Here is a 19984-nt window from a genome sequence, read left to right as displayed (position 1 = left end):
AAGGGGTCGGTGGGGACATGAGCATCATCGCGAGCATCACGGTCTCGGTTGACGGCTACGTGACCGGGCCGGACGACGGTCCCGAGCTCGGCCTCGGGCGTGGCGGGGAGCGCCTGCACTACTGGGTGATGGGTGGCCCCTGGACCTACGGCGGCGAGCACGACTTCGCCATGAGCGACGCCGACAAGGCGTACTACGAGCCGCTGGTCGCGCGACTCGGCGCGGGCATCGTGGGACGCGGGATGTACGACGCGGCCGGCGTCTGGGGCGGCGCGAACCCGTTCCCCGGGACCCTCGTCGTGCTGACCCACCGCATCGAGGACCAGCCTGACCCGGCCAACGGCTTCCACTTCGTCAACGGCCTCGACCACGCGCTGGAGGTCGCGCGGACCGACGCGGGCGACCGCGACGTGGCGATCGGCGGTGGCGCGGACCTCATCCGGCAGGCCCTGAGGGCGGGGGCCGTCGACGAGCTGGTGATCTCGACGGCGCCGGTGATCCTGGGCGCGGGCAAGCGGCTGTTCGACGGCTTCGAGGAGGACGTCGACCTGCGCATCCGCAGCGTGCACCCGTCGGAGTGGGCGGTGCACACGACCTACGACGTGCTCCGTCGACCGGACGGCTGACCCGTCCGGGCCGCCGTGACCACGGCGAGGACCGCGACCGCCGCAGCGAGCACGTAGACGGAGGCGAACGGGTCGATCCCGGCGGCCTTCGTGGTGGCGAAGACGACGCCCGACACCGAGAGCGCCAGCGCCCCGCCGAGCGAGTCCGCAATGGACAGGGCGGAGGAGTTGAAGCCCCGGTCCGAGTCCGACGACGCGGCGAGCATCGCCACGCCGGTGCGGGGATAGCCCAGCCCCATGCCGGCGCCGGCCACGACGTACGCCGCCATCGCGAGCGCCCAGGGAACGTGGATCCGGACGGCGAGCGCGAGGGCGACCGTGCCGACCAGCAGCAGCGCGCAGCCCCAGCGCATCACCGCGACGTCGGACACCCGGCTGCCGAGGCGGGACTGGACCTGGCTGGCCGCGGCCCAGGTGAGCCCGACCGCGGTGAGGGCGAGGCCGGCGATGCCCGGGGTGAGGCCCCACTGCTCCTGGAGGACGAAGACGATGTAGGCCTCGGCGGCGAAGAACGATGCGCTCATCAGGCCGCGGGTGCCGATCACCGAAGGCAGTCCGCGACGGGCCAGGAGCGAGCCGGCGGGCAGCAGCTTGCGCAGGGCCAGCAGCACGACGACCGCCGCGGGCGGGAAGACGCCGAGGGTGAGGACGGCGACGGCTCCCACGAGCGCCCACGCGAGACGGGACCGGGGCGCCGGCTCGCCGGTGGGCGGCGTGCCGACGCTGCGGAGGGCAGGTGCGACGAGCGCGGCGGCGCAGGCGGCCAGGGCGACGGCGCCGAGGAACACCCAGCGCCAGCCGGCGGTGTGGGCGACGAACGCCGCGAGCGCAGGGCCGAACAGCGACGGCAGCACCCAGGCCGCGGCGAAGCTCGCGAAGATCGCCGGCTGGAGGACCCGCGGGAAGACCAGGCCCACCAGCACGTACAGGCCGACGGTCAGCGCGCCGCCGCCCAGGCCCTGGAGCACCCGGCCGGCGACCAGCACCTCCATCGACGGCGCGAGGCCGCAGACGACCAGCCCGAGGGCGAACAGCGCGAGCGACGCGACCAGCGGGACGGCGGGGCCGCGCCGGTCGCTCCAGGCGCCGGCCGTGACCATGCCGACCACACCGCTGGCCAGCGGTGCCGCGAACGACAGCGCGTACAGGCCGACCCCGTCCAGGTCGGCCGCGACGGTCGGCATCACCGTCGTCACGGCCGTCGCCTCGAACGCCACGAGTGCGCAGAGCGCGAACATGCCGACCGTCGTGACGGCGTACGCCGGCGAGAGCAGCCGCGGCCGGGCCGCGGCTGCTTCGGTGAGGGTCACGCATGGACGGTAGGACCTCAACCGCGGTCGAGGTCAACCGGGATTCGCCCGCGTCCGACCGTGGGTGGACCCCGGATGGTCCACGAGTAGGGTGCCGAACATGACCAAGTGGGAGTACCTGACGGCGCCGATCCTGACGCACGCGGCCAAGCAGATCCTGGACAACTTCGGGGCGGACGGGTGGGAGCTGGTGCAGATCGCGCCGGGCATGAACCCGGAGAACCTGGTCGGCTACTTCAAGCGGCCGGTGCAGGCATGAGCGCCGTCGAGGACCGGCTCGCCGAGCTCGGGCTGATCGTGCCGGAGGTGCCCGCCCCGGTGGCGGCGTACGTCCCGGCCGTGGTGTCCGCCGACCTCGTGTTCACCTCGGGCCAGCTCCCGATGAAGAACGGCGAGCTGATGGTCACCGGGAAGGTCGGCGGCGAGGTCAGCGTGGAGGAGGCCGTCGCGTGCGCCGAGCAGTGCGCGCTGAACGCCATCGCCGCGGTGAAGTCGATGATCGGCGACCTCGACCGGGTCGCGCAGGTCGTGAAGGTCGTCGCGTTCGTGGCGTCCACGCCGGACTTCACCGGGCAGCCCGGGGTCGCCAACGGCGCGTCCGAGCTGTTCGGCAAGGTCTTCGGCGATGCCGGCGTGCACGCGCGGTCGGCCGTCGGCGTACCCGTGCTGCCGCTGGACGCACCGGTCGAGGTCGAGATCGTCGTCCGCGTCGCCTCATGAGGATCCCGCTCCCGCCGGTCCAGCTGCCGGACCGGCTGGTCGCGGTCGCCCGTGAGTTCGAGGACGGGCGGCAGACGCCGGCGGAGCCGCGGAACGCCGCCACGGTGATCCTGATGCGGCCCTCGCCGGACGGGCCGGAGGTGTACTACCTGCGCCGCCAGGTCTCGATGGAGTTCGCCGGCGGCATGTGCGTCTACCCCGGCGGCGGTGTCGACCCGCGCGACTTCGACTCCACCGTGGCCTGGGCCGGTCCCGCTCCGGCCGAGTGGGCCGCAAGACTCGGGTGCGACGAGGAGACCGCGCGGGCGCTCGTGTGCGCCGCCGTACGCGAGACGTTCGAGGAGTCCGGCGTGTTGCTGGCCGGTACGTCGCCCACCGACGTCGTCGCCGACACGACCGGTGACGACTGGGAGGCGGACCGGGTCGCGCTGGAGTCGAGAGCCCTGTCGCTGACGGAGTTCCTGAACACGCGAGGCCTGGTGCTCCGCACCGACCTGCTGGGGGTGTGGGCCGCGTGGCTGACCCCGATCTTCGAGCCGAAGCGCTACCGCACCTGGTTCTTCGTCGCCTCGCTGCCCGTCGGGCAGGTGACGCGCGACGTGTCGACCGAGTCGTCGTCCGTGGCGTGGATCCCGGCGCGGGTCGCGGCCGACCAGGCCGACGCTGGCGACCTCGCGCTGATGCCCCCGACGTACCTGACGTCGATGGAGGTCGGTTCGCTCGGGTCGCCGGAGGAGGTGCTCGAGGTGGCGGCGTCGAGGTCGGTGGAGATGTTCACGCCGTCGGTCGAGCCGCTCGGCCCGGGCTGGACGCTGTCGATGCCGGACCGGCTGCGGCCGCTGGTCAGCGCGCGGCGCCGCGCATGACACCCTGGGGGGGCGGGGCGTTCGGGTCCCGCGGGCGCTGCCTGCTCGCGCCGAACCCCGGCGTGATGACCCTGGACGGCACCAACACCTGGGTGCTGCAGGAGCCCGGCTCCTCGGCGTCCGTCGTGGTCGACCCGGGGCCGCTGGCGGACGGGCACCTCGACCGGCTCACTGCCGAGCTCGGTGACGTGGCGCTGGTGCTGCTGACGCACCACCACTTCGACCACGCCGAGGTGGCTGCGGAGTTCGCCCGCCGCAAGGGCTGCGCGGTGCGCGCGCTGGACCCGGGGTTGTGCGTGGACGCGCCGCCGCTCGTCGACGGCGAGGACCTGCTCGTCGACGGGCTGTCGCTGCGGGTGCTCACGACCCCTGGTCACACCGCCGACTCGGTCTCGCTGGTGCTGCCCGCCGACGGCGCGCTGCTGACCGGCGACATGGTGCTCGGCCGCGGGACGACCGTGGTCGCCCACCCCGACGGGCAGCTCGGCCCGTACTTCAGCTCGATCTCGCGGATGCGATCGCTGGTCCTCTCCGGGGAGGTGCGCACCCTCTGGCCCGCGCACGGCCCGGTCCTCGACGACGCCCTCGGGGTGCTCGACTTCTACCTCGCGCACCGTCGCGAGCGGCTCGCCCAGGTCGAGCGCGCGCTCGCCGAGCTGTCCGTCCCTCTCTCGCCCGGGCTCGCGGCGGACCCGACCCTGCCCCGGCGCGTGGTCGAGGTCGTGTACGCCGACGTCGACGAGTCGCTCTGGGGCGCCGCGGAGCTCTCCGTCCGCGCCCAGCTCGCCTACCTCGCCTCCCCTTGAGCCGGGGGTTCTGACGGTCGACTCGACCGTCAGAGGTCCCGACTCAACGGGCGCGACGGGCCAGGCGCTCGACGTCCATGATCACGACCGAGCGGGGCTCGAGGCGGAGCCAGCCGCGCGAGGCGAAGTCGGCGAGGGCCTTGTTCACGGTCTCGCGGGAGGCGCCGACCAGCTGGGCGAGCTCTTCCTGGGTGAGGTCGTGGTGCACGTGCACGCCGTCGTCCGCGGTGCGGCCGAACCGGTCGGCGAGGTCGAGCAGCGCCTTGGCGACCCGGCCGGGGACGTCGGAGAACACCAGGTCGGCGACCACGTCGTTGGCCTTGCGGAGCCGGCCGGCGAGCTGGGCGAGGAGACCGCGGGCCACGACCGGGCGGCCCTCGAGCCAGCGCAGCAGGTCCTCGTGGGAGAGCGACGCGAACGAGGCGTCCGTGACGGCCGTGACGGTCGCCGAGCGCGGGCCCGGGTCGAAGAGCGAGAGCTCGCCGAACATCTGGCCGGGGCCGAGGATGGCGAGCAGGTTCTCCCGGCCGTCGGAGGACGTGCGGCCGAGCTTCACCTTGCCGTCGAGCACGATGTAGAGCTTGTCGCCCGAGTCACCCTCGTGGAACAGCACCTCGCCGCGGCGCAGCTTCGTCTCCGCCATCGACGCGCGCAGCGCGGTCGCGGCCTCGTCGTCGAGCGCGCTGAACAGCGGGGCCTGGCGCAGTACGTCGTTGTCCACGAATCCTCCTGGTGCGTCGACCCGCGGCACACGGGTACGCCGCGAATCCTATCCAGTGGGAAACTTCACAGGAACCAGCCGGTCGGGCGGGTCGCCATCCGGCACCGAATCGGTCGTGTCGGCGCCTCGCCGTACGCTGGGGCGCGTGCCCGCCCCCGTCGCCGCCGAGACCCGTACCGGCCTCGTGCGTCGTGCCCGGAAGATCAACCGGATCCTGGGCGAGACCTACCCCGACGCCACGACCGAGCTGGACTTCGACGACCCCTTCCAGCTGCTCGTCGTCACCGTGCTGAGCGCGCAGACCACGGACAAGCGGGTGAACGCCGTGCGGCCGACGCTGTTCGCCGCCTACCCGGACGCGAAGGCGATGGCCGCGGCCGACCGCGCGACCCTCGAGGGCATCGTCGGGCCGCTCGGGTTCTTCCGCGCGAAGACCGAGTCGCTGCTCAAGCTGAGTGCCGCCCTCGTCGAGGACCACGACGGCCAGGTGCCCCCGCGCCTGGTGGACCTGGTCAAGCTCCCCGGCGTCGGCCGCAAGACCGCGAACGTCGTCCTCGGCAATGCCTTCGGCATCCCCGGCATCACCGTCGACACCCACTTCGGCCGGCTCGCCCGCCGGTTCGGCTGGACCGCGGAGACCGACCCGGTCAAGCTCGAGCACGCGGTCGGCGAGCTGTTCCCGAAGAAGGACTGGACGATGCTCAGCCACCACCTGGTCTGGCACGGCCGCCGCGTCTGCCACTCGCAGAAGCCCGCCTGCGGGGCGTGCCCGGTGGCCAGGCTCTGCCCCTCGTACGGCGAGGGCCCCACCGATCCCGTCGTCGCGGCCAAGCTGGTGAAGACCGAGGGCAGGGCATGAGGCGTCTCCTGCCGGCCGCGCTCGTCGCGGCCGTGCTGGTGCTGGCCGGATGCACCTCGGACGACGTCCCCGCGCCGGGGGCCGCGAAGATCGACGTCGACACCCCGCAGCTGCGCCAGCTGAAGGCCGACGCCGGGATCGAGCCGTGCACGCCCGGCACGGGCGACCCGGTCGACGGCGGGCTCCCCGAGGTCACGCTCCCGTGCCTCGGCGGTGGCGACGACGTCGAGTTGGCGACCCTTCGCGGGCCGCTGATCCTCAACATCTGGGGCGAGTGGTGCGGCCCCTGCCGCAAGGAGATGCCTGCGGTCGCGGACTTCTACCGGCGGTACGGCGACCAGGTGCCGGTCATCGGCATCGACTACCAGGACCGGCAGACCGGGCCGGCCATCGAGTTCGCGCAGCACGCCGGGGCCACCTACCCGCAGCTCGCCGACACCCAGGGTGCACTCCGCGCGCAACCACCCGTGCCGGCGCGCGTACCCGTTCCCGCGTTCCTGTTCGTGGACGCCGACGGGACCGCATCGCTGGTGACCGGCGGCATCGGCTCCGCCGACGAGCTGGTCGAGCTGGCGAACCAGCACCTCGGGACCGACCTGTGATCCCCGACTGGCTCGAGCCGGTCCGCGCGGGCGCGGCGGCGATCTCGGCCGACGACCTGACCCGGTTCACGCCGCCACCGGGGGGAGATGCCCGCGAGGGCGCCGTCCTCATGCTCTTCGGCCAGGGCCCGCGCGGTGGCGAGCTGCTGCTCACCGAGCGCGCGCACGACATGCGGTCGCACCCGGGGCAGGTCTCGTTCCCCGGCGGTTCGGTCGACCCGGGCGAGTCCGCGGTCGAGGCCGCGCTGCGCGAGGCGCAGGAGGAGATCGGGGTGGAACCCGTTTCGGTGGAGGTGTTCGGGCAGCTGCCCGAGCTGTGGCTGCCGCCGAGCAACTTCGCGGTGACCCCGGTCCTCGGCTGGTGGGCCGAGCCGGCGGCGGTGAGCATCGTGAGCCCCGCCGAGGTGCACGCGATCCACCACGTGCCGATCGAGGAGCTCCTCGACCCCGAGCACCGGGTGATGGTGCAACACCCGCGGATCGGCTACACGAGCCCCGGGTTCCTCATCGGCCCGGCCAACGACGTCATCCTGTGGGGGTTCACCGCGGGGATCATCGCCCGGTTGTTCGACTTCCTCGGGTGGACGCGCCCGTGGGACGAGACCCGGGTCCGCGATCTTCCGGCGTACATGCTGCAGGCTGACCCCCGACGGTCGCGCCTCCTGGACATCGAGGACGAGCCCGAGGACGACCCGGACCACGAGGAGGACGACGGGTGAACCTGCTCGACTGGCTCCTCATCGTGCTCGTCCTGGCGTACGCGCTCTCCGGCTACTGGCAGGGCTTCATCACCGGTGCGTTCGCGACGGGCGGCCTCCTGCTCGGTGGCCTGTTCGGCGTCTGGCTGGCGCCGGTCGCGCTCGGTGACGCGAACCCGTCGCTGATGGTGTCCCTCGGCGCCCTGTTCATCGTGATCCTGTCCGCCTCCCTGGGCCAGGCGACGCTGCAGTTCGCCGGCACCCGGATCCGCGACCGGATCACCTGGCAGCCCGCGCGCGCCCTCGACGCGATCGGCGGCGCCGCGTTGAGCGCGGTGGCGGTGCTGATCGTCGCCTGGGCGCTGGGTGTCGCGATCTCGGGCTCGCGGATCACCGGGATCACGCCGCTGGTGCGGAGCTCGGCGGTCCTCGGGGAGGTCGACGAGGTCCTGCCGGCCTCTGCGGGCAACGCGTTGCAGGCGTTCAACGACGTGGTCGGCACCAGCTTCTTCCCGCGCTACCTCGAGCCGTTCGCCCCGGAGCGGATCGTCGACGTCGGCCCCGGCCCGAGGCGACTGCTGAGCGACCCGGACGTCCAGCGCGCCGAGACCAGCGTGCTCAAGGTGCGCGGCACCAACGAGTGCGGCAGGGGCGTCGAGGGCTCCGGCTTCGTGTACGCCGCCAACCGGCTGATGACCAACGCACACGTGGTCGCCGGCATCGATGATCCCGAGGTGGTCGTCGGCGACAGCACGGTCGACGCGGAGGTCGTCTACTACAACCCCGACATCGACGTCGCGGTGCTCGCCTTCGACAGCGGTGACATCCCGCCCCTCGACCTGGACCACCACGCCAAGGCGCAGGACGGGGTGGCCATCCTCGGTTACCCCCAGGACGGCCCGTACCGCGTCGAGCCGGCCCGGATCCGGTCCGAGCAGCGGCTCCGCTCGCCGAACATCTACGGCGACGGCGCGGTGATCCGCGAGGTCTTCTCGCTGCGTGGCCGGATCCTGCCCGGCAACTCCGGCGGGCCGATCATCACGTCGGCCGGCGACGTCGCGGGCGTCGTGTTCGCCGCGTCGGTCACCGACCACGACACCGGCTACGCCCTCACGACCTCCCAGGTCGCCCAGGCGGCCGCGACCGGGCAGAGCAGCTCGGCCCAGGTCTCCACGGGCGACTGCGCCGGCTAGCGACCCGCGCGGCGAGGCCGGGTCAGCTCTCGCCTACGACTGGCCCTTGAGAGCCCTCGGGATCTCGCGGCCCTGGCCGATCGCGCGCTCGGGCGCCCTGACCTGCTTGACCTTCCGCACCCCGATGTAGCCCAGCAGCGCGGCGACCAGCATGTAGAAGCCGAACACGATCAGGAACGCCCAGTGCAGGTCGAGACCCTCGCCGTTCCAGTTGATGAAGTAGGCGATCGACACCGACAGCATGATGATCGCGAGGACGATCAGGAAGGCCGCGCCGGCGAAGAGGCCGATGCCCGTGCCGCCGGCCCGGACGCTGACCTTGAGCTCGGACTTCGCGAGCTGGATCTCCTTCTGGACCAGGGAGGAGATGTCCCTGGTGGCGTCGTGGACCAGCCGGCCGATGGTCGGATCGGGCTCCTGGACCTGGTTGCTCGCCATGCGCGTCACCCTATCGAACCCTCAGCCCGCGTCGTCGTCGTGCTCGTAGACGTCGGGTACCCCGTCCCCGTCGCTGTCACGCTCCTCCTGCTCGCAGATCCGCCGGTACACCCGGTTCCGCGTGCGCAGCACCACGCTCGCGACGAGCACGGCGACCAGCGAGCCGACCAGGACGCCGACCTTCGTGGTGTCGTCCTCCGACGTGCCGTGCCCGAACGCGAGCTCGCCGATCAGCAGCGACACCGTGAACCCGACGCCCGCGAGGATCGCCATGCCGGTCACGTCGACCCAGCTCAGCTCGTCGTCGAGGTCGGCGCGGGTGAACGTCGACAGCAGCCAGGTGGATCCGGTGATGCCGATCGTCTTGCCCAGGACGAGGCCGCAGACGATGCCCAGCGCGAGCGGGTCCGTCAGCGCGTCGCGGAGCCCGGACAGGCCGCCGACGTCGACCCCGGCCGCGAAGAACGCGAAGACGGGTACGGCGATCCCCGCCGACACGGGGCGGACGACGTGCTCGATCCGGTCGGCCCGGCGCACCGGGACCGTGAAGCCGAGCAGCACACCGGCGACGGTCGCGTGCACGCCGGACTCGTGCACGAACGCCCATGCCAGCACCGCGAGCGGAACGAGCGCCCAGGCGCCGTACCCGCGCCGGACCAGCACGCCGAACGCGGCCAGCGGCAGGGCAGCCGCGAGCAGCCAGAGCAGGTGCAGCTGGTCGGTGTAGAAGAGCGCGATCACCGTGATCGCGAGCAGGTCGTCGACGACGGCGAGCGTGAGCAGGAAGGTGCGCAGCCCCGTCGGCAGGTGCGTGCTGATCACCGCGAGGACCGCCAGGGCGAACGCGATGTCGGTCGCGGTGGGGATGGCCCAGCCGACCAGGTTGTCGGTGCCGAGGTTCCAGAGCACGAAGACCAACGCGGGGACGACCATCCCACCCACCGCGGCGATCACCGGCAGTGCGGCACGCCGTGGATCGCGCAGGTCGCCGGCGACGAACTCGCGCTTGAGCTCGAGGCCGGCCACGAAGAAGAAGATCGCGAGCAGCCCGTCGGCCGCCCAGCCGCCGACGGTGAGGTCGAGGTGGAGGGCGTCCGGCCCCACCACGGTGTCGCGGATCCGGAAGTACGCGTCCTGCCACGCGCTGTTCGCCCACACGAGGGCGACGGCGGCTGCCGCGATCAGCAGCACGCCGCCGGTGGTCTCGGCGCGCAGCACCTCCGCGGTGCGCGAGCTCTCGAGGAACGAGCCACGCGTGAACAACCGGCGCTGCGGCGTGGACTGGCTCATGGTGCTCCTCGGGGTCGGCGAAGGACTGCCGACCAGACTTCCCGGCGCACCGGGAGCCACCCTACAAGCGCATCAGTCCTCGGCCTTGCCGGAGTCGATGCCCTCCGAGATCATGTCCATCACCGACGAGTCGGCCAGCGTGGTCACGTCACCGACCTCGCGGTGCTCGGCGACGTCCTTCAGCAGGCGGCGCATGATCTTGCCCGAGCGGGTCTTGGGGAGCTCGGGGACGATCATGATCTGGCGCGGGGTCGCGATCGGGCCGATCTCCTGGCGGACGTGCTTGCGGAGCTCGGCGACGATGTCCTCGCCGCCGTCGCCGGCCTCCTCGCGCAGGATCACGAAGGCGCACACGGCCTGGCCGGTGTCCTCGTCCTTGGCGCCGACGACCGCAGCCTCGGCGACCTTGGGGTGGGAGACGAGCGCGGACTCGATCTCGGTGGTCGAGAGCCGGTGGCCGGACACGTTCATCACGTCGTCCACGCGGCCCAGCACCCAGATGTCGCCGTCGTCGTCCTTCTTCGCTCCGTCCCCGGCGAAGTAGTAGCCCTGGTCCCTGAAGCGGGCCCAGTAGGTGTCGATGAAGCGCTCGTCGTCCCCCCAGATGGTGCGCAGCATCGAGGGCCACGGGGCGGTGAGCACGAGGTAGCCGCCCGACCCGTTGGGTACGGCGTCGCCGGCCTCGTTGACCACCTCGGCCGAGACGCCCGGGATGGGGGTCATCGCCGAGCCCGGCTTGCCGCGCGTGACGCCCGGCAGCGGGCTGATCATGATCATCCCGGTCTCGGTCTGCCACCAGGTGTCGACCACGGGGGTGCGGTCGCCGCCGATCACCTGCCGGTACCAGATGTAGGCCTCGGGGTTGATCGGCTCACCGACCGACCCGAGGATCCGCAGCGAGGACATGTCGTACCGGTCCGGGATCTCGCGGCCCTGCTTCATGAACGAGCGGATCGCGGTCGGCGCGGTGTAGAAGATCGTCACGCCGTAGTCCTGGATGATCTTCCACCAGCGGCCCCGCTCCGGACTGTCCGGCGTGCCCTCGTACATCACCTGCGTCGCGCCGTTCGCGAGCGGCCCGTAGACCATGTAGCTGTGGCCGGTGACCCAGCCGATGTCGGCGGAGCACCAGTACACGTCGGTCTCGGGCTTCAGGTCGAAGACCGCCCAGTGCGTGTACGACGTGCCGGTCAGGTAGCCGCCGGTGGTGTGCAGGATGCCCTTGGGCTTCCCGGTCGTGCCGGAGGTGTACATGACGTAGAGCGGGTGCTCGGCGTCGAACGCCTCCGGCGTGTGCTCGGTAGAGGCCGCGTCGACCGCGTCGTGCCACCAGACGTCCACGTCGTCGTTCCACTCGACGTCCTGCCCGGTGCGCCGGACGACGAGCACCTTCTCGACGGTGTGGCCCTGCGCGGAGGACTTGGCGCGCGCCTCGTCGACCGCCGGCTTCAGCGCGGCCGCCGCGCCGCGGCGGTAGCCGCCGTCGGAGGTGATGACCACCTTGGCCTGGCAGTCGACCAGCCGCGAGGAGAGCGCCTCGGAGGAGAACCCACCGAACACGACCGTGTGCGGGGCGCCGATCCGCGCGCAGGCCAGCATCGCGATCACGGCCTCGGGGATCATCGGCAGGTAGATCGCCACCCGGTCACCGGTGCCGACGCCGAGCTCGGTCAGCGCGTTGGCAGCCTTGCTGACCTCGTCCTTGAGCTCGGCGTAGGTCAGGTCGCGGGTGTCGTCCTCCGGCTCCCCGATCCAGTGCAGCGCCACCTTGTCGCCGCGGCCCGCCTCGACGTGCCGGTCCACGCAGTTGTACGACGCGTTGAGCCGGCCGCCGACGAACCACTTCGCGAACGGCCGGTCGTCCCAGTCCAGCACCCGGTCCCACTTCTCGTCCCAGGACAGGCGCTCGGCCTGCTCGGCCCAGAACGCCTCGGGGTCCTGAGCGGCCCGGTCGTAGGCCTCGGCCCGGAGGTTCGCGTGCTCGGCGATCTCCGCCGGCGGCTCGAACCGGCGGTCCTCCTTGAGCAGGTTGGAGAGGGTCTCTTCGCTCACGATCACTCCTCGATCGGGTAGGGACGAGGTGGCACCCGCCACACTAGTCAGCGAGTGGCGACGGGGAACACCTGACGCTTGTGGGTGAACGCGGTGACCCCGGCCAGCGAGGCGTACCAGGCGGCCAGGGCCGTGGCCACGCCGCACCAGCCGCCGATCTTGCTGATCGTCTCCGAGGTGGCGAAGTCGCCGATCGCGAGCAGGAGGAACGTGATCGTCAGCAGCACGAAGACCGCGAGCACCGCGCCGCTGACCCGGGTCGCCGCGATCGTCATGTACGCCGTGAAGATGCCCCACGCCAGCAGGTAGAGCCCGACGGTGTTGCTCACGTCGCCCTCCGGCGAGCCGGTGAGATCGGTGTGCCCGGTCAGCCACCAGAACGACACCCAGAAGGCGCCGTACGACGCGAACGCCGTCGCCCCGAAGGTGTTGCCCTTCGCGAACTCCCACATGCCGGCGGCGAACTGGGCGATCCCGCCGTAGGCGAGCGCGAGCCCGAACACCACCGGCTCGACCTTGAACAGGCCGGTGTTGACGAAGCTCAGGACGAACGTCGTGAGTGCGAACGCGGCGAGCCCGAGAGGCGCGGGGTCCGCGATGTAGGGGCCGCGGACGGGGACCGGGCTGGCTTCCTGGCTGGCTTCCTGGGTGGTCGTCATGGAGATCTCCTCACGCGTGGTTGCGGAGGATCGCCCGGTCGGCTCGCCCGAGGGTGGCCGCCCGAGGCGGTCCACGGCCGCCCGTACCCGATGGACCGGATCGACAAACTCGTGAGGCCGTGAGCGCGTGAGACCGAGCTGCCCTCGCGCCGGTCGGGCCCGGCGATCGAGCTGGCCGGCACCAGCTGGCGGTCAGCGGAAGTCGATGAGCAGCACGTCGGAGTCCGAGCCGTCGTCGGCGATGGGCTCCTCCGCGGTCTGCGGGGCCGGCTCCTGCCCGCGGTCGAGTGCGGTGGCGCGGAAGCAGCGGGTCTCGTACGGCAGCTGCATGCCGTCCATGCCGCGACCGTAGTCGTCGTAGAAGGCCACGATCTCGGCCAGCCGGTCCGCGCGCGCGTCCTCGTCGAGCACCGCGAGGGTCGAGCGCGACAGCGCGAGGTCCTGGATGGAGTCGCGGTCGACGACCTGCCAGTGCCGGAACGTCGTCTCCTCGACGGAGCCGAAGAATTCGTTCGTGGCCAGCACCTGGTCGCTGCGGTGGGTGTCCTGGTTGCCCAGCAGCACGCCGAGCCGGCGCACCCACGGGATCCGCTCGTCGCGCAGGTTCCACGTGACGGCCAGCCGGCCGCCCGGCCTGAGGACCCGGGCGATCTCCGGGAACGCCCGGTCGTGGTCGAACCAGTGGAATGCCTGGGCGACCACCACGACGTCGTACGACGCGTCCGGAGCGGGGATCTCCTCCGCCCCGGCCACCGAGGTGGGAACGTCGGGCAGCCGCTCGCGGAGCCGCTCCAGCATCTGCTCGTCGGGATCGGTCGCGTGCACGTCGTGGCCGAGCCCCACCAGCACCTCGGTGAGCTTGCCGGTGCCGGCGCCGAGCTCGAGGACCGTGGTCGGCTGCTCGCCGACCAGCCAGGCGGCCGCCTCGCGCGGGTAGGACGGGCGGGCGCGGTCGTAGGCGTCCGCCACGGAGCCGAAGGAGCGGGAGGGATCGGTCATCGGACTCACCGTACCCGCCGATACGGTGGGATCTCGTGAGCACAGACCCGCTGTCCCGCCTGGCCTCCCTCGAGGGCGTGCCGTCGGCGTACGCCGCCGTTCGCGACGGGATCGACGTGATGCTGCGCGACCGCGGCCTGCGGCGTACCTCGCCCGAGACGACGATCGAGTCGCTGCTGCGCGGCGCCCACGCGAGCGGCGTGCTCGAGGGGTCGGCCGCCACGCTCGCCGAGGTGCGCGCGGGCGCGGGGGACGAGGTGGCGCTCGACGCGGTGCGGGTCTCGACGGAGCTGCTGTCCCTGTCCCCGTCCCTGTCCCGGTCCCCGCTCCAGGCGCTGGCGCGGATCCATGCGCTGGCGGCCGCGGGGCTGCCCGAGGAGACGCGCGGCCGACCGCGCGACGGCGACGCCGCCGACCGGCTCCGCGGCGTCGGCGAGCTGCTGGTCCGGCCGACCGGGGCGCCGTCGCTGCTGGTGGCCGCGGTCGTGCACGCCGAGCTCGCGACCGCCGCGCCGTTCGGCTCGCACAACGGCATCGTCGCCCGCGCCGCCGAGCGGCTGGTGCTGGTCGCGCGCGGCGTCGACGAGAAGTCCCTGGTCGTCCCGGAGGCGGGGCACCTGGCGCTCCGGGCGGCGTACGAGTCCAACCTGCGGGGGTACGCCGAGGGCGGTCCGGCCGGCGTGCACTCCTGGCTGCTCTACGCCGCGGAGGCGTACGCGGCCGGCGCGGAGGCGAGCCCGCTGCGACGGGCAGCCGAGTAGCCGAGGTCTTCGGCTCGGTCGGTCTCGCGCGACGCGATGCGCGCCTTCGGCGCGGCTCGCTGCGCGCGGACATGCGAACGGCACCCGGCGTTCGAGTTCGTTGGTCCGGGTGCCGCCGCTGACACGTGAATCCGTGGGCTACCAGGCGTGCATCATCAACTACTGCCCCGGGAGTATCCCGGTCCGGCAAGCGCCCTGTAGGAAGGGTAGATCGCCGCGTGGGTACCCGGCTCACGTGCTGCACTGTTGAGTTCTGCCACCCTGTCTACGCCTCTTCACCCAGACCTTCAAGGGGCCTCGAGGGCTTGACAGCCGGGCCACGTCTCTGCCCGTCGGCAGGTCGCGGTGTCGGCCAAGGTGACCGTCCCGCTCCGCGCTCGCGCCGTCGACGGCTGGGGTCACGGCCGCCTCGGACGAGCGGCGCCGGGTGGTGGCTACACGTCGAGCCGGCGGCGGCGGGCGCTCGCCCAGAGGACGCCGCCCACGGCGACCATGCCGCCGACGGCGAGCGCGGCCAGGGTCGGGCCCGCCGGCGGCAGCGGGACCCGGGAGCGCAACGTGACCGGCTTGGTAAACACCAGCACCGGCCAGCCCTTCTCCGCGGCGATCCGGCGCAGCTCCTTGTCGGGGTTCACCGCGTGCGCGTGACCGACCGCCTCGAGCATCGGGACGTCGGTGACCGAGTCGCTGTAGGCGTAGCTGTTCTCGAGGTCGTAGCCCTGCTGCCCGGCGAGCTCCTCGATCGCGCGCGCCTTCTCCGCGGCGTAGGCGTAGTACTCGATGCCGCCGGTGTACCGGCCGTCCTGGATCTCCATCCGGGTCGCGACCACGCGGTCGGCGCCGAGCATCGCGGCGATCGGCTCCACCACCTCCGCGCCCGACGCCGAGACGATGACGACGTCGCGGCCGGCGAGGTGGTGCTCCTCGATCAGCGACACCGCCTCGTCGTACACGAGCGGGTCGACGACGTTGTGCAGCGTGTCCGCGACGATCTCGCGGACGGTGGCGACGTCCCAGCCGGCGCACAGCTGGGACATGAACTGCCGCATCTTCTCCATCTGGTCGTGGTCCGCGCCGCCGACGAGGTAGACGAACTGCGCGTACGCCGAGCGCAGCACCGCGCGGCGCGAGATCAGCCCACCGGCCTGGAAGGGCTTGCTGAACGCGAGCGTGCTCGACTTCGCGATGACCGTCTTGTCGAGGTCGAAGAAGGCCGCGGTCGGGCGGAACGCCATGCGGCCATCGTAGGCGGTGGCGACCCACCTACTGTTCACAGGATCCGTCTGGAACGCCCTTGTCCACAAGGGCTCTCGGCTTCGGTGCGCCCGGTCGGCGTTCGCGGGAAGCATCGACGCATGACCGCACCCCTCGTTGTCACCCGTGACCAGGCCCTCCTCGACGAGCTGCTCCGCCTGGCCGCCGCGGCCGGCGTCACCCCCGACGTCGCCGCCGACGGCGGTGCCGCGCTGCGCGGCTGGACGGCCGCGCCGCTCGTGCTCGTCGGCTCGGACGTGGCCGAGGACCTGGCCCGCATCTGCCCGACCAGGCGGCCGCGCGTGTACGTCGTCGCGTGGGGCGTGGTGCCCGACGAGATGTTCCGCACCGCGCTCGCGGTGGGCGCCGAGAGCATCGCCCAGCTGCCGCGCTCGGAGGCGTGGCTGACCGAGCTGCTCACCGATCTCGGGGACCCGGGCGGCCCGTCGGCCGAGGGCCTGCTGGTCGGCGTGGTGGGCGGGAGCGGTGGTTCCGGGGCGACCACGTTCGCCTGCGCCCTCGGGCAGGTCGGCGCCCGCCGCGGGCGCGCGCTCGTCGTCGACGCGGACCCGCTCGGCCCCGGCCTCGACCGGGTGCTCGGGCTCGAGGACCGGGACGGCGTGCGGTGGGACGGGCTCTGCGACACCACCGGGAGGCTCAGTGCCCGGGCGTTGCGCGAGGCGTTGCCCCGGCGCGACGACCTGGGCGCGCTGACCTGGCGGGCCGGTGGTCCCGGCACCCTCCAGGCGTTCGCGGCGCGCGAGGTCCTCTCGGCGGCGCGGCGCGGCCACGACCTCGTGGTGGTCGACCTGCCGCGGACGCCCGACCCGCTGGTCGACGAGATCGCCGCCCGCTGCGACCGGCTGCTGGTCGTCGTGGTCCCCACGGTCGTCGGCGTGGCGTCGGCGGTCCGCACGTGCGCCCGGCACCGCGACCCGACCACCGTGCGGCTGGTCCTGCGGGGGACCGGCATCGACCCGCTGCAGGTGGCCCGCGCGACCGGCGTACCCGTGCTGGCGACGATGCCCGAGCAGCGCGGCCTCGACGAGTCAAAGCCGTAGAATTGACATATGGAAATGAGCGCAAGCGAACTGGCTAGACCGGCCGCTGAGGCCGACCTGCGCTGGTGGTTCGATTTCGCCCCGACGTTGCAGTGGACCTGGGCCAAGACCTACGCCGAATTCGCCCCGCACTGGTACGTGATGCCGGGTCGGACGAAGGGGTTCGAGGTCACCGATGCGTGGCGCGTGGGACGGGTCGTTCGGACCTTCGGCGAGCCTGGCAAGTTCTGGCGACGCACGCAGTTGTACCTGTACACGCCGGACCGGGCGCGCAAGTTCTGGATGATGTGGGAGGTCCCGCTCAACCCGGAGATCCATCAACTGGTCAACCTCGCGACCACCGAGCGGACCTACGGGCCTCAGGCGGACTTCGACGAGGACTGGCTCCGGCAGATCCGCCTCACGAGAGGGGATGACCGTGGCTGACGCTCTGCCCGCTGCGATCTACTGCCGGATCAGCCGGGACCGCGAGGGCGCTGGGCTCGGCGTGGAGCGGCAGGAGGCGGACTGCCGGGCGCTGGCGAAACGTCTCGGCTGGGAGGTTGTCGCGGTCTACGTCGACAACGACATCAGCGCCTACTCCGGCAAGCCTCGGCCTCAGTACCGGGCGATGCTTGACGCGGTGCGGGCCCGGCAGGTGCAGGGCATCGTCGCGTGGCACTCCGACCGGCTGCACCGCCGCCCGACCGAGTTGGAGGAGTTCATCACCCTGGCGGAGGAGCGGGACCTACAGGTCCAGACGGTGCGGGCGGGCACCCTCGACCTGTCCACGCCTTCTGGCCGGATGGTGGCTCGGATGCTCGGTGCTGCGGCGCGGCACGAGGTAGACAGCACCCGCGACCGGGTGCGCCGGAAGAAGCAGGAGTTGGCCGAGGCGGGGAAGTACCGAGGAGGGCCACGCCCATACGGCTTCGACTCCGACGGCGTGACCGTACGGAAGAAGGAGGCCGAGGTCATTCGCCACGCGACGAAGGCCGTTCTGTCGGGGCGGACCTTGGCGGCTGTCGTGCGGGAGTTGAACGAGCGGGGCTCTCGGTCGTCGACTGGTGCCGAGTGGACGCGTCACTCGCTACGGGACGTCCTTCTGCGGCACCGCAACGCCGGTCTGGTCGCCACGGGCCGGCGCGGGGAGGCCGAGCAGATCACGGAGGCCGTGTGGCCTGCGATCGTGGAGCGGGAGGAGTTCGAGGCGGTGCGTCGGCTCCTGCTCGACTCGACCCGGCGCACCAGCACCGGCACCGAGCCGAAGTGGCTGGGCGCGGGCATCTACCTGTGCGGGCGCTGCGGCTCGGTGATGCGGTCGTTCACCGTGCCTCGCGCCCGGATCGACAAGAAGACCGGCAAGCCGGTGCGGCTCCCGGCCTACCGCTGTCAGGAGAACGACCACCTGACGATCATGGCCGTCAAGACGGACGAGTACGTGCGCGAGGTCGTGGCAGAGCTCGTCCGCGACCCGCGCGTGGTCGAGGCGATGACGGCGGGCACGGCGGACCCGCTGCAGGGGGACCGGGAGCGGCGTGCGCTGCTCGTGACGCGGCTGCAGCAGACCGAGGCGGACTACGACGAGGACCTGATCGACGCCCGGCGGTACAAGGCCAAGACCGAGCGCCTGACCGCCGAACTGGTCGAGGTCGAGGCCCGGCTGGCGGACGCCGCCCAGCAGGCGGTCATCTCGCCCGTGTTCTCGGCGGTCGATCCCGGCGCGGCGTTCCTGGCTGCCCCGCTCGACGTGCAGCGCGGCGTGCTCCGCTCGGTGCTACGGGTCGAGGTACAGCCCTACACCGGACCACGCGGTGGGGCGTGGTCCTCGGAGCGACTGGAGATCACGTCGGCGGTGGTTTAGTCGAGCCTGCATTTCCCACGCGATGACCCGTGGTCCCGACGCTCAGGCAATCTTGTCGGGCCTAGTTCCTGTACGCCCACTGTTCGGCGCAGTCCCATCCCGAGCACGTGTCCGGCGCGGCGGTCATGCTCGGGCGGGCACCCGGCTGCTGCCAGCCGCTGAGCCGCGACTGGGCTTGCGCCACCTCGGTCTTCGAGAAGCACTCGGGAGAGTTCACGATCAGGTGCAGGGCAGTGAGTACGTCTTGCCGTGCCGTCTCCCCGAGGTTCTGGCCCTCGGACGTTCCCGCCCCGAAGCCAGCCCCCTCGGTGAACTCGTTGTAGGCGTCGATGGAGTCCTGCGCCTTCTGGGCCGCGACATGCGTCTGCTCCTTCACGGACTCGCACGAGTTCGTGTGGGCCTGGTCGGCGCTGGCCCCGCCACAACCCGAGAGAGTGACGGTCGCCGCGATGAGTGCGATGACCACCGCCAGCGCTCTCGCGCTCCATTCCCCGCTAGGCATCCTTCGTCGCCTCCCGGCGAGCCTTGCGGGCGTCCCGCATCGCGCGCTTCTGCTCGGGCTGGACGTACAGCACGAGCACAGCCTCCTCGATGAGGCCCGCCACGTCGGCCACCTCCTCCTCGGAGTAGGTGAGCCCGGCATGGATGCTGTCGTTCCCGAGGAGTCGTGCCTCGTGCAAGTCCTCGACTAACTCATTGGACAACCTGCCCTTGAGGCTCTCGATCTTGTGCCAGAGCGTGCCGCCTGTCGCTTGCTGGTCCTTCACCAACTCCTCGACTGCGGCCCGATACATCACGCCAGCGGCCCGGAACGCCTTCGCCTTCTCGCACCGGCTGGCCTCCTCGAACAGGCCGCGCACCGCAGCCGGTGCCGACTCGTGGAGCGACCTCGGGGACGGGTGCGGCGAGACCATGCTGCGCCAGACCTTCTCCTCCTCGCCGCCGTCGACGCCTGGCAGCCGGGCGTGCATCTCCAGGAGGATCATCGACTTCTGGCAGTGCAAGCACTCCAAGACCACGATGCCCGTGTAGGTCGGATCGTCGGGCATCGAGCGGTTCGGAGAGCCGCCGCCGAACCCGAGCGAGTAGTAGTGCGGCGTCACATGCGACGTGGAGAAGACGATCTTGAACGACGAGTCCTTCTTGTGCCACGGGCAGTAGCCCGTCAGGTCCTCGAACAGCAACGCGTGCTCCTTCTCCCGGGTGTGCGGGGCCACCGAAGTGTC

Annotated in this window: 23 protein-coding genes; 13 read left to right on the top strand and 10 right to left on the bottom strand. The window is 72.0% G+C overall.

Annotated elements, in window-relative coordinates; all coding sequences use genetic code 11:
- The first annotated feature begins 17 nt into the window (after positions 1-17).
- Positions 18-626: a dihydrofolate reductase family protein gene (locus ACVW2K_RS01915; protein ID WP_457201328.1), complete on the top strand. Its 609-nt coding sequence runs from the start codon at positions 18-20 to the stop codon at positions 624-626.
- Here ACVW2K_RS01915 and ACVW2K_RS01910 read toward each other — a convergent pair.
- Positions 596-1936: an MFS transporter gene (locus ACVW2K_RS01910; protein WP_457201327.1), complete on the bottom strand. Its 1341-nt coding sequence runs from the start codon at positions 1934-1936 to the stop codon at positions 596-598. The genes ACVW2K_RS01915 and ACVW2K_RS01910 overlap by 31 nt on opposite strands.
- Before the next feature lie 100 nt (positions 1937-2036).
- Here ACVW2K_RS01910 and ACVW2K_RS01905 point away from each other — a divergent pair, with 100 nt between their 5' ends.
- Genes ACVW2K_RS01905 through ACVW2K_RS01890 form a run of 4 tightly spaced genes read left to right on the top strand, consistent with a single transcriptional unit; the run spans position 2037 to position 4328 of the window.
- Entirely contained in the window at positions 2037-2195 is a 159-nt protein-coding gene (locus ACVW2K_RS01905; protein WP_155992272.1) for a DUF4177 domain-containing protein, read from the top strand.
- The gene (locus ACVW2K_RS01900) at positions 2192-2656 is read left to right on the top strand and encodes a RidA family protein (protein WP_457201326.1); all 465 of its coding nucleotides are present in this window, start codon (positions 2192-2194) and stop codon (positions 2654-2656) included. The genes ACVW2K_RS01905 and ACVW2K_RS01900 overlap by 4 nt, the downstream gene beginning before the upstream one ends.
- A complete protein-coding gene (locus ACVW2K_RS01895) occupies positions 2653-3522 on the top strand; it encodes an NUDIX hydrolase (protein WP_051549454.1) in 870 nt (289 codons plus the stop codon). The genes ACVW2K_RS01900 and ACVW2K_RS01895 overlap by 4 nt, the downstream gene beginning before the upstream one ends.
- Positions 3519-4328, top strand: coding sequence for an MBL fold metallo-hydrolase (locus tag ACVW2K_RS01890; protein ID WP_457201325.1), 810 nt, complete (start codon positions 3519-3521; stop codon positions 4326-4328). Before ACVW2K_RS01895 ends, ACVW2K_RS01890 begins: the two co-directional genes overlap by 4 nt.
- A 43-nt stretch (positions 4329-4371) precedes the next feature.
- Here the strand turns inward: ACVW2K_RS01890 and ACVW2K_RS01885 are convergent, their stop codons facing one another.
- Positions 4372-5049, bottom strand: coding sequence for a Crp/Fnr family transcriptional regulator (locus ACVW2K_RS01885; protein WP_028638688.1), 678 nt, complete (start codon positions 5047-5049; stop codon positions 4372-4374).
- 145 nt (positions 5050-5194) lie between these two features.
- Between ACVW2K_RS01885 and nth the strand changes: the two genes are divergently transcribed.
- Genes nth through ACVW2K_RS01865 form a run of 4 tightly spaced genes read left to right on the top strand, consistent with a single transcriptional unit; the run spans position 5195 to position 8401 of the window.
- The gene (nth, locus tag ACVW2K_RS01880; protein ID WP_028638689.1) at positions 5195-5908 is read left to right on the top strand and encodes an endonuclease III; all 714 of its coding nucleotides are present in this window, start codon (positions 5195-5197) and stop codon (positions 5906-5908) included.
- Positions 5905-6510: a TlpA disulfide reductase family protein gene (locus ACVW2K_RS01875; protein ID WP_051549456.1), complete on the top strand. Its 606-nt coding sequence runs from the start codon at positions 5905-5907 to the stop codon at positions 6508-6510. Before nth ends, ACVW2K_RS01875 begins: the two co-directional genes overlap by 4 nt.
- Complete coding sequence (locus ACVW2K_RS01870) at positions 6507-7229, top strand: NUDIX hydrolase (RefSeq protein WP_036571336.1); 723 nt, start codon at positions 6507-6509, stop codon at positions 7227-7229. Before ACVW2K_RS01875 ends, ACVW2K_RS01870 begins: the two co-directional genes overlap by 4 nt.
- Positions 7226-8401, top strand: a complete 1176-nt coding sequence (locus ACVW2K_RS01865; protein ID WP_457201324.1) for a MarP family serine protease — start codon at positions 7226-7228, stop codon at positions 8399-8401. Before ACVW2K_RS01870 ends, ACVW2K_RS01865 begins: the two co-directional genes overlap by 4 nt.
- A 33-nt stretch (positions 8402-8434) precedes the next feature.
- Here ACVW2K_RS01865 and ACVW2K_RS01860 read toward each other — a convergent pair whose 3' ends face one another.
- The 5 genes from ACVW2K_RS01860 to ACVW2K_RS01840 all read right to left on the bottom strand — a co-directional run bounded on the left by ACVW2K_RS01860 (position 8435) and on the right by ACVW2K_RS01840 (position 13839).
- Complete coding sequence (locus tag ACVW2K_RS01860; RefSeq protein ID WP_028638691.1) at positions 8435-8839, bottom strand: phage holin family protein; 405 nt, start codon at positions 8837-8839, stop codon at positions 8435-8437.
- A gap of 21 nt (positions 8840-8860) precedes the next feature.
- Entirely contained in the window at positions 8861-10129 is a 1269-nt protein-coding gene (gene nhaA / locus ACVW2K_RS01855) for a Na+/H+ antiporter NhaA (protein ID WP_028638692.1), read from the bottom strand.
- Between the two features lie 72 nt (positions 10130-10201).
- Positions 10202-12181, bottom strand: coding sequence for an acetate--CoA ligase (gene acs, locus ACVW2K_RS01850; RefSeq protein ID WP_457201323.1), 1980 nt, complete (start codon positions 12179-12181; stop codon positions 10202-10204).
- 47 nt (positions 12182-12228) lie between these two features.
- Positions 12229-12840, bottom strand: a complete 612-nt coding sequence (locus ACVW2K_RS01845; RefSeq protein ID WP_036571337.1) for an acetate uptake transporter — start codon at positions 12838-12840, stop codon at positions 12229-12231.
- 192 nt (positions 12841-13032) lie between these two features.
- Complete coding sequence (locus ACVW2K_RS01840; protein ID WP_028638694.1) at positions 13033-13839, bottom strand: class I SAM-dependent methyltransferase; 807 nt, start codon at positions 13837-13839, stop codon at positions 13033-13035.
- A gap of 35 nt (positions 13840-13874) precedes the next feature.
- Between ACVW2K_RS01840 and ACVW2K_RS01835 the strand changes: the two genes are divergently transcribed.
- Positions 13875-14600: an oxidoreductase gene (locus tag ACVW2K_RS01835; protein ID WP_457201322.1), complete on the top strand. Its 726-nt coding sequence runs from the start codon at positions 13875-13877 to the stop codon at positions 14598-14600.
- A gap of 434 nt (positions 14601-15034) precedes the next feature.
- Here ACVW2K_RS01835 and ACVW2K_RS01830 read toward each other — a convergent pair whose 3' ends face one another.
- Positions 15035-15835: an HAD family hydrolase gene (locus tag ACVW2K_RS01830; RefSeq protein ID WP_457201321.1), complete on the bottom strand. Its 801-nt coding sequence runs from the start codon at positions 15833-15835 to the stop codon at positions 15035-15037.
- A gap of 120 nt (positions 15836-15955) precedes the next feature.
- Here ACVW2K_RS01830 and ssd point away from each other — a divergent pair, with 120 nt between their 5' ends.
- The 3 genes from ssd to ACVW2K_RS01815 are packed head-to-tail and all read left to right on the top strand — an operon-like array spanning position 15956 to position 18758.
- Positions 15956-16915, top strand: coding sequence for a septum site-determining protein Ssd (ssd, locus tag ACVW2K_RS01825; RefSeq protein ID WP_457201320.1), 960 nt, complete (start codon positions 15956-15958; stop codon positions 16913-16915).
- Positions 16916-16924: 9 nt separating this feature from the next.
- Complete coding sequence (locus ACVW2K_RS01820) at positions 16925-17341, top strand: hypothetical protein (protein ID WP_457201319.1); 417 nt, start codon at positions 16925-16927, stop codon at positions 17339-17341.
- Positions 17334-18758: a recombinase family protein gene (locus ACVW2K_RS01815; protein WP_457201318.1), complete on the top strand. Its 1425-nt coding sequence runs from the start codon at positions 17334-17336 to the stop codon at positions 18756-18758. The genes ACVW2K_RS01820 and ACVW2K_RS01815 overlap by 8 nt, the downstream gene beginning before the upstream one ends.
- Positions 18759-18819: 61 nt before the next feature.
- On the opposite strand, the gene ACVW2K_RS01810 is transcribed toward ACVW2K_RS01815, so the two are convergent.
- Both ACVW2K_RS01810 and ACVW2K_RS01805 read right to left on the bottom strand, forming a co-directional pair.
- Entirely contained in the window at positions 18820-19224 is a 405-nt protein-coding gene (locus ACVW2K_RS01810) for a hypothetical protein (RefSeq protein WP_457201317.1), read from the bottom strand.
- A 28-nt stretch (positions 19225-19252) separates the two neighbouring features.
- On the bottom strand, positions 19253-19975 hold the full coding sequence (locus ACVW2K_RS01805) for a DUF4145 domain-containing protein (RefSeq protein ID WP_457201316.1): 723 nt from the start codon (positions 19973-19975) through the stop codon (positions 19253-19255).
- Positions 19976-19984: the final 9 nt, after the last annotated feature.

The sequence above is a fragment of the Nocardioides sp. HB32 genome, assembly GCF_054058995.1.
Note: the sequence above shows the minus strand (reverse complement) of the source record. Positions and strands in the feature narration are given on the sequence as shown.

Bases quoted from the DNA above. Each gene is read 5' to 3' on its own strand.
- ACVW2K_RS01845 (WP_036571337.1), bottom strand. From the start codon at position 12,840: ATGACGACCACCCAGGAAGCCAGCCAGGAAGCCAGCCCGGTCCCCGTC.
- ACVW2K_RS01820 (WP_457201319.1), top strand. From the start codon at position 16,925: ATGGAAATGAGCGCAAGCGAACTGGCTAGACCGGCCGCTGAGGCCGAC.
- ACVW2K_RS01915 (WP_457201328.1), top strand. From the start codon at position 18: ATGAGCATCATCGCGAGCATCACGGTCTCGGTTGACGGCTACGTGACC.
- ACVW2K_RS01890 (WP_457201325.1), top strand. From the start codon at position 3,519: ATGACACCCTGGGGGGGCGGGGCGTTCGGGTCCCGCGGGCGCTGCCTG.
- ACVW2K_RS01860 (WP_028638691.1), bottom strand. From the start codon at position 8,839: ATGGCGAGCAACCAGGTCCAGGAGCCCGATCCGACCATCGGCCGGCTG.
- ACVW2K_RS01830 (WP_457201321.1), bottom strand. From the start codon at position 15,835: ATGGCGTTCCGCCCGACCGCGGCCTTCTTCGACCTCGACAAGACGGTC.
- ACVW2K_RS01875 (WP_051549456.1), top strand. From the start codon at position 5,905: ATGAGGCGTCTCCTGCCGGCCGCGCTCGTCGCGGCCGTGCTGGTGCTG.
- ACVW2K_RS01905 (WP_155992272.1), top strand. From the start codon at position 2,037: ATGACCAAGTGGGAGTACCTGACGGCGCCGATCCTGACGCACGCGGCC.
- ACVW2K_RS01895 (WP_051549454.1), top strand. From the start codon at position 2,653: ATGAGGATCCCGCTCCCGCCGGTCCAGCTGCCGGACCGGCTGGTCGCG.
- ACVW2K_RS01840 (WP_028638694.1), bottom strand. From the start codon at position 13,839: ATGACCGATCCCTCCCGCTCCTTCGGCTCCGTGGCGGACGCCTACGAC.
- nhaA (WP_028638692.1), bottom strand. From the start codon at position 10,129: ATGAGCCAGTCCACGCCGCAGCGCCGGTTGTTCACGCGTGGCTCGTTC.
- ACVW2K_RS01900 (WP_457201326.1), top strand. From the start codon at position 2,192: ATGAGCGCCGTCGAGGACCGGCTCGCCGAGCTCGGGCTGATCGTGCCG.
- ssd (WP_457201320.1), top strand. From the start codon at position 15,956: ATGACCGCACCCCTCGTTGTCACCCGTGACCAGGCCCTCCTCGACGAG.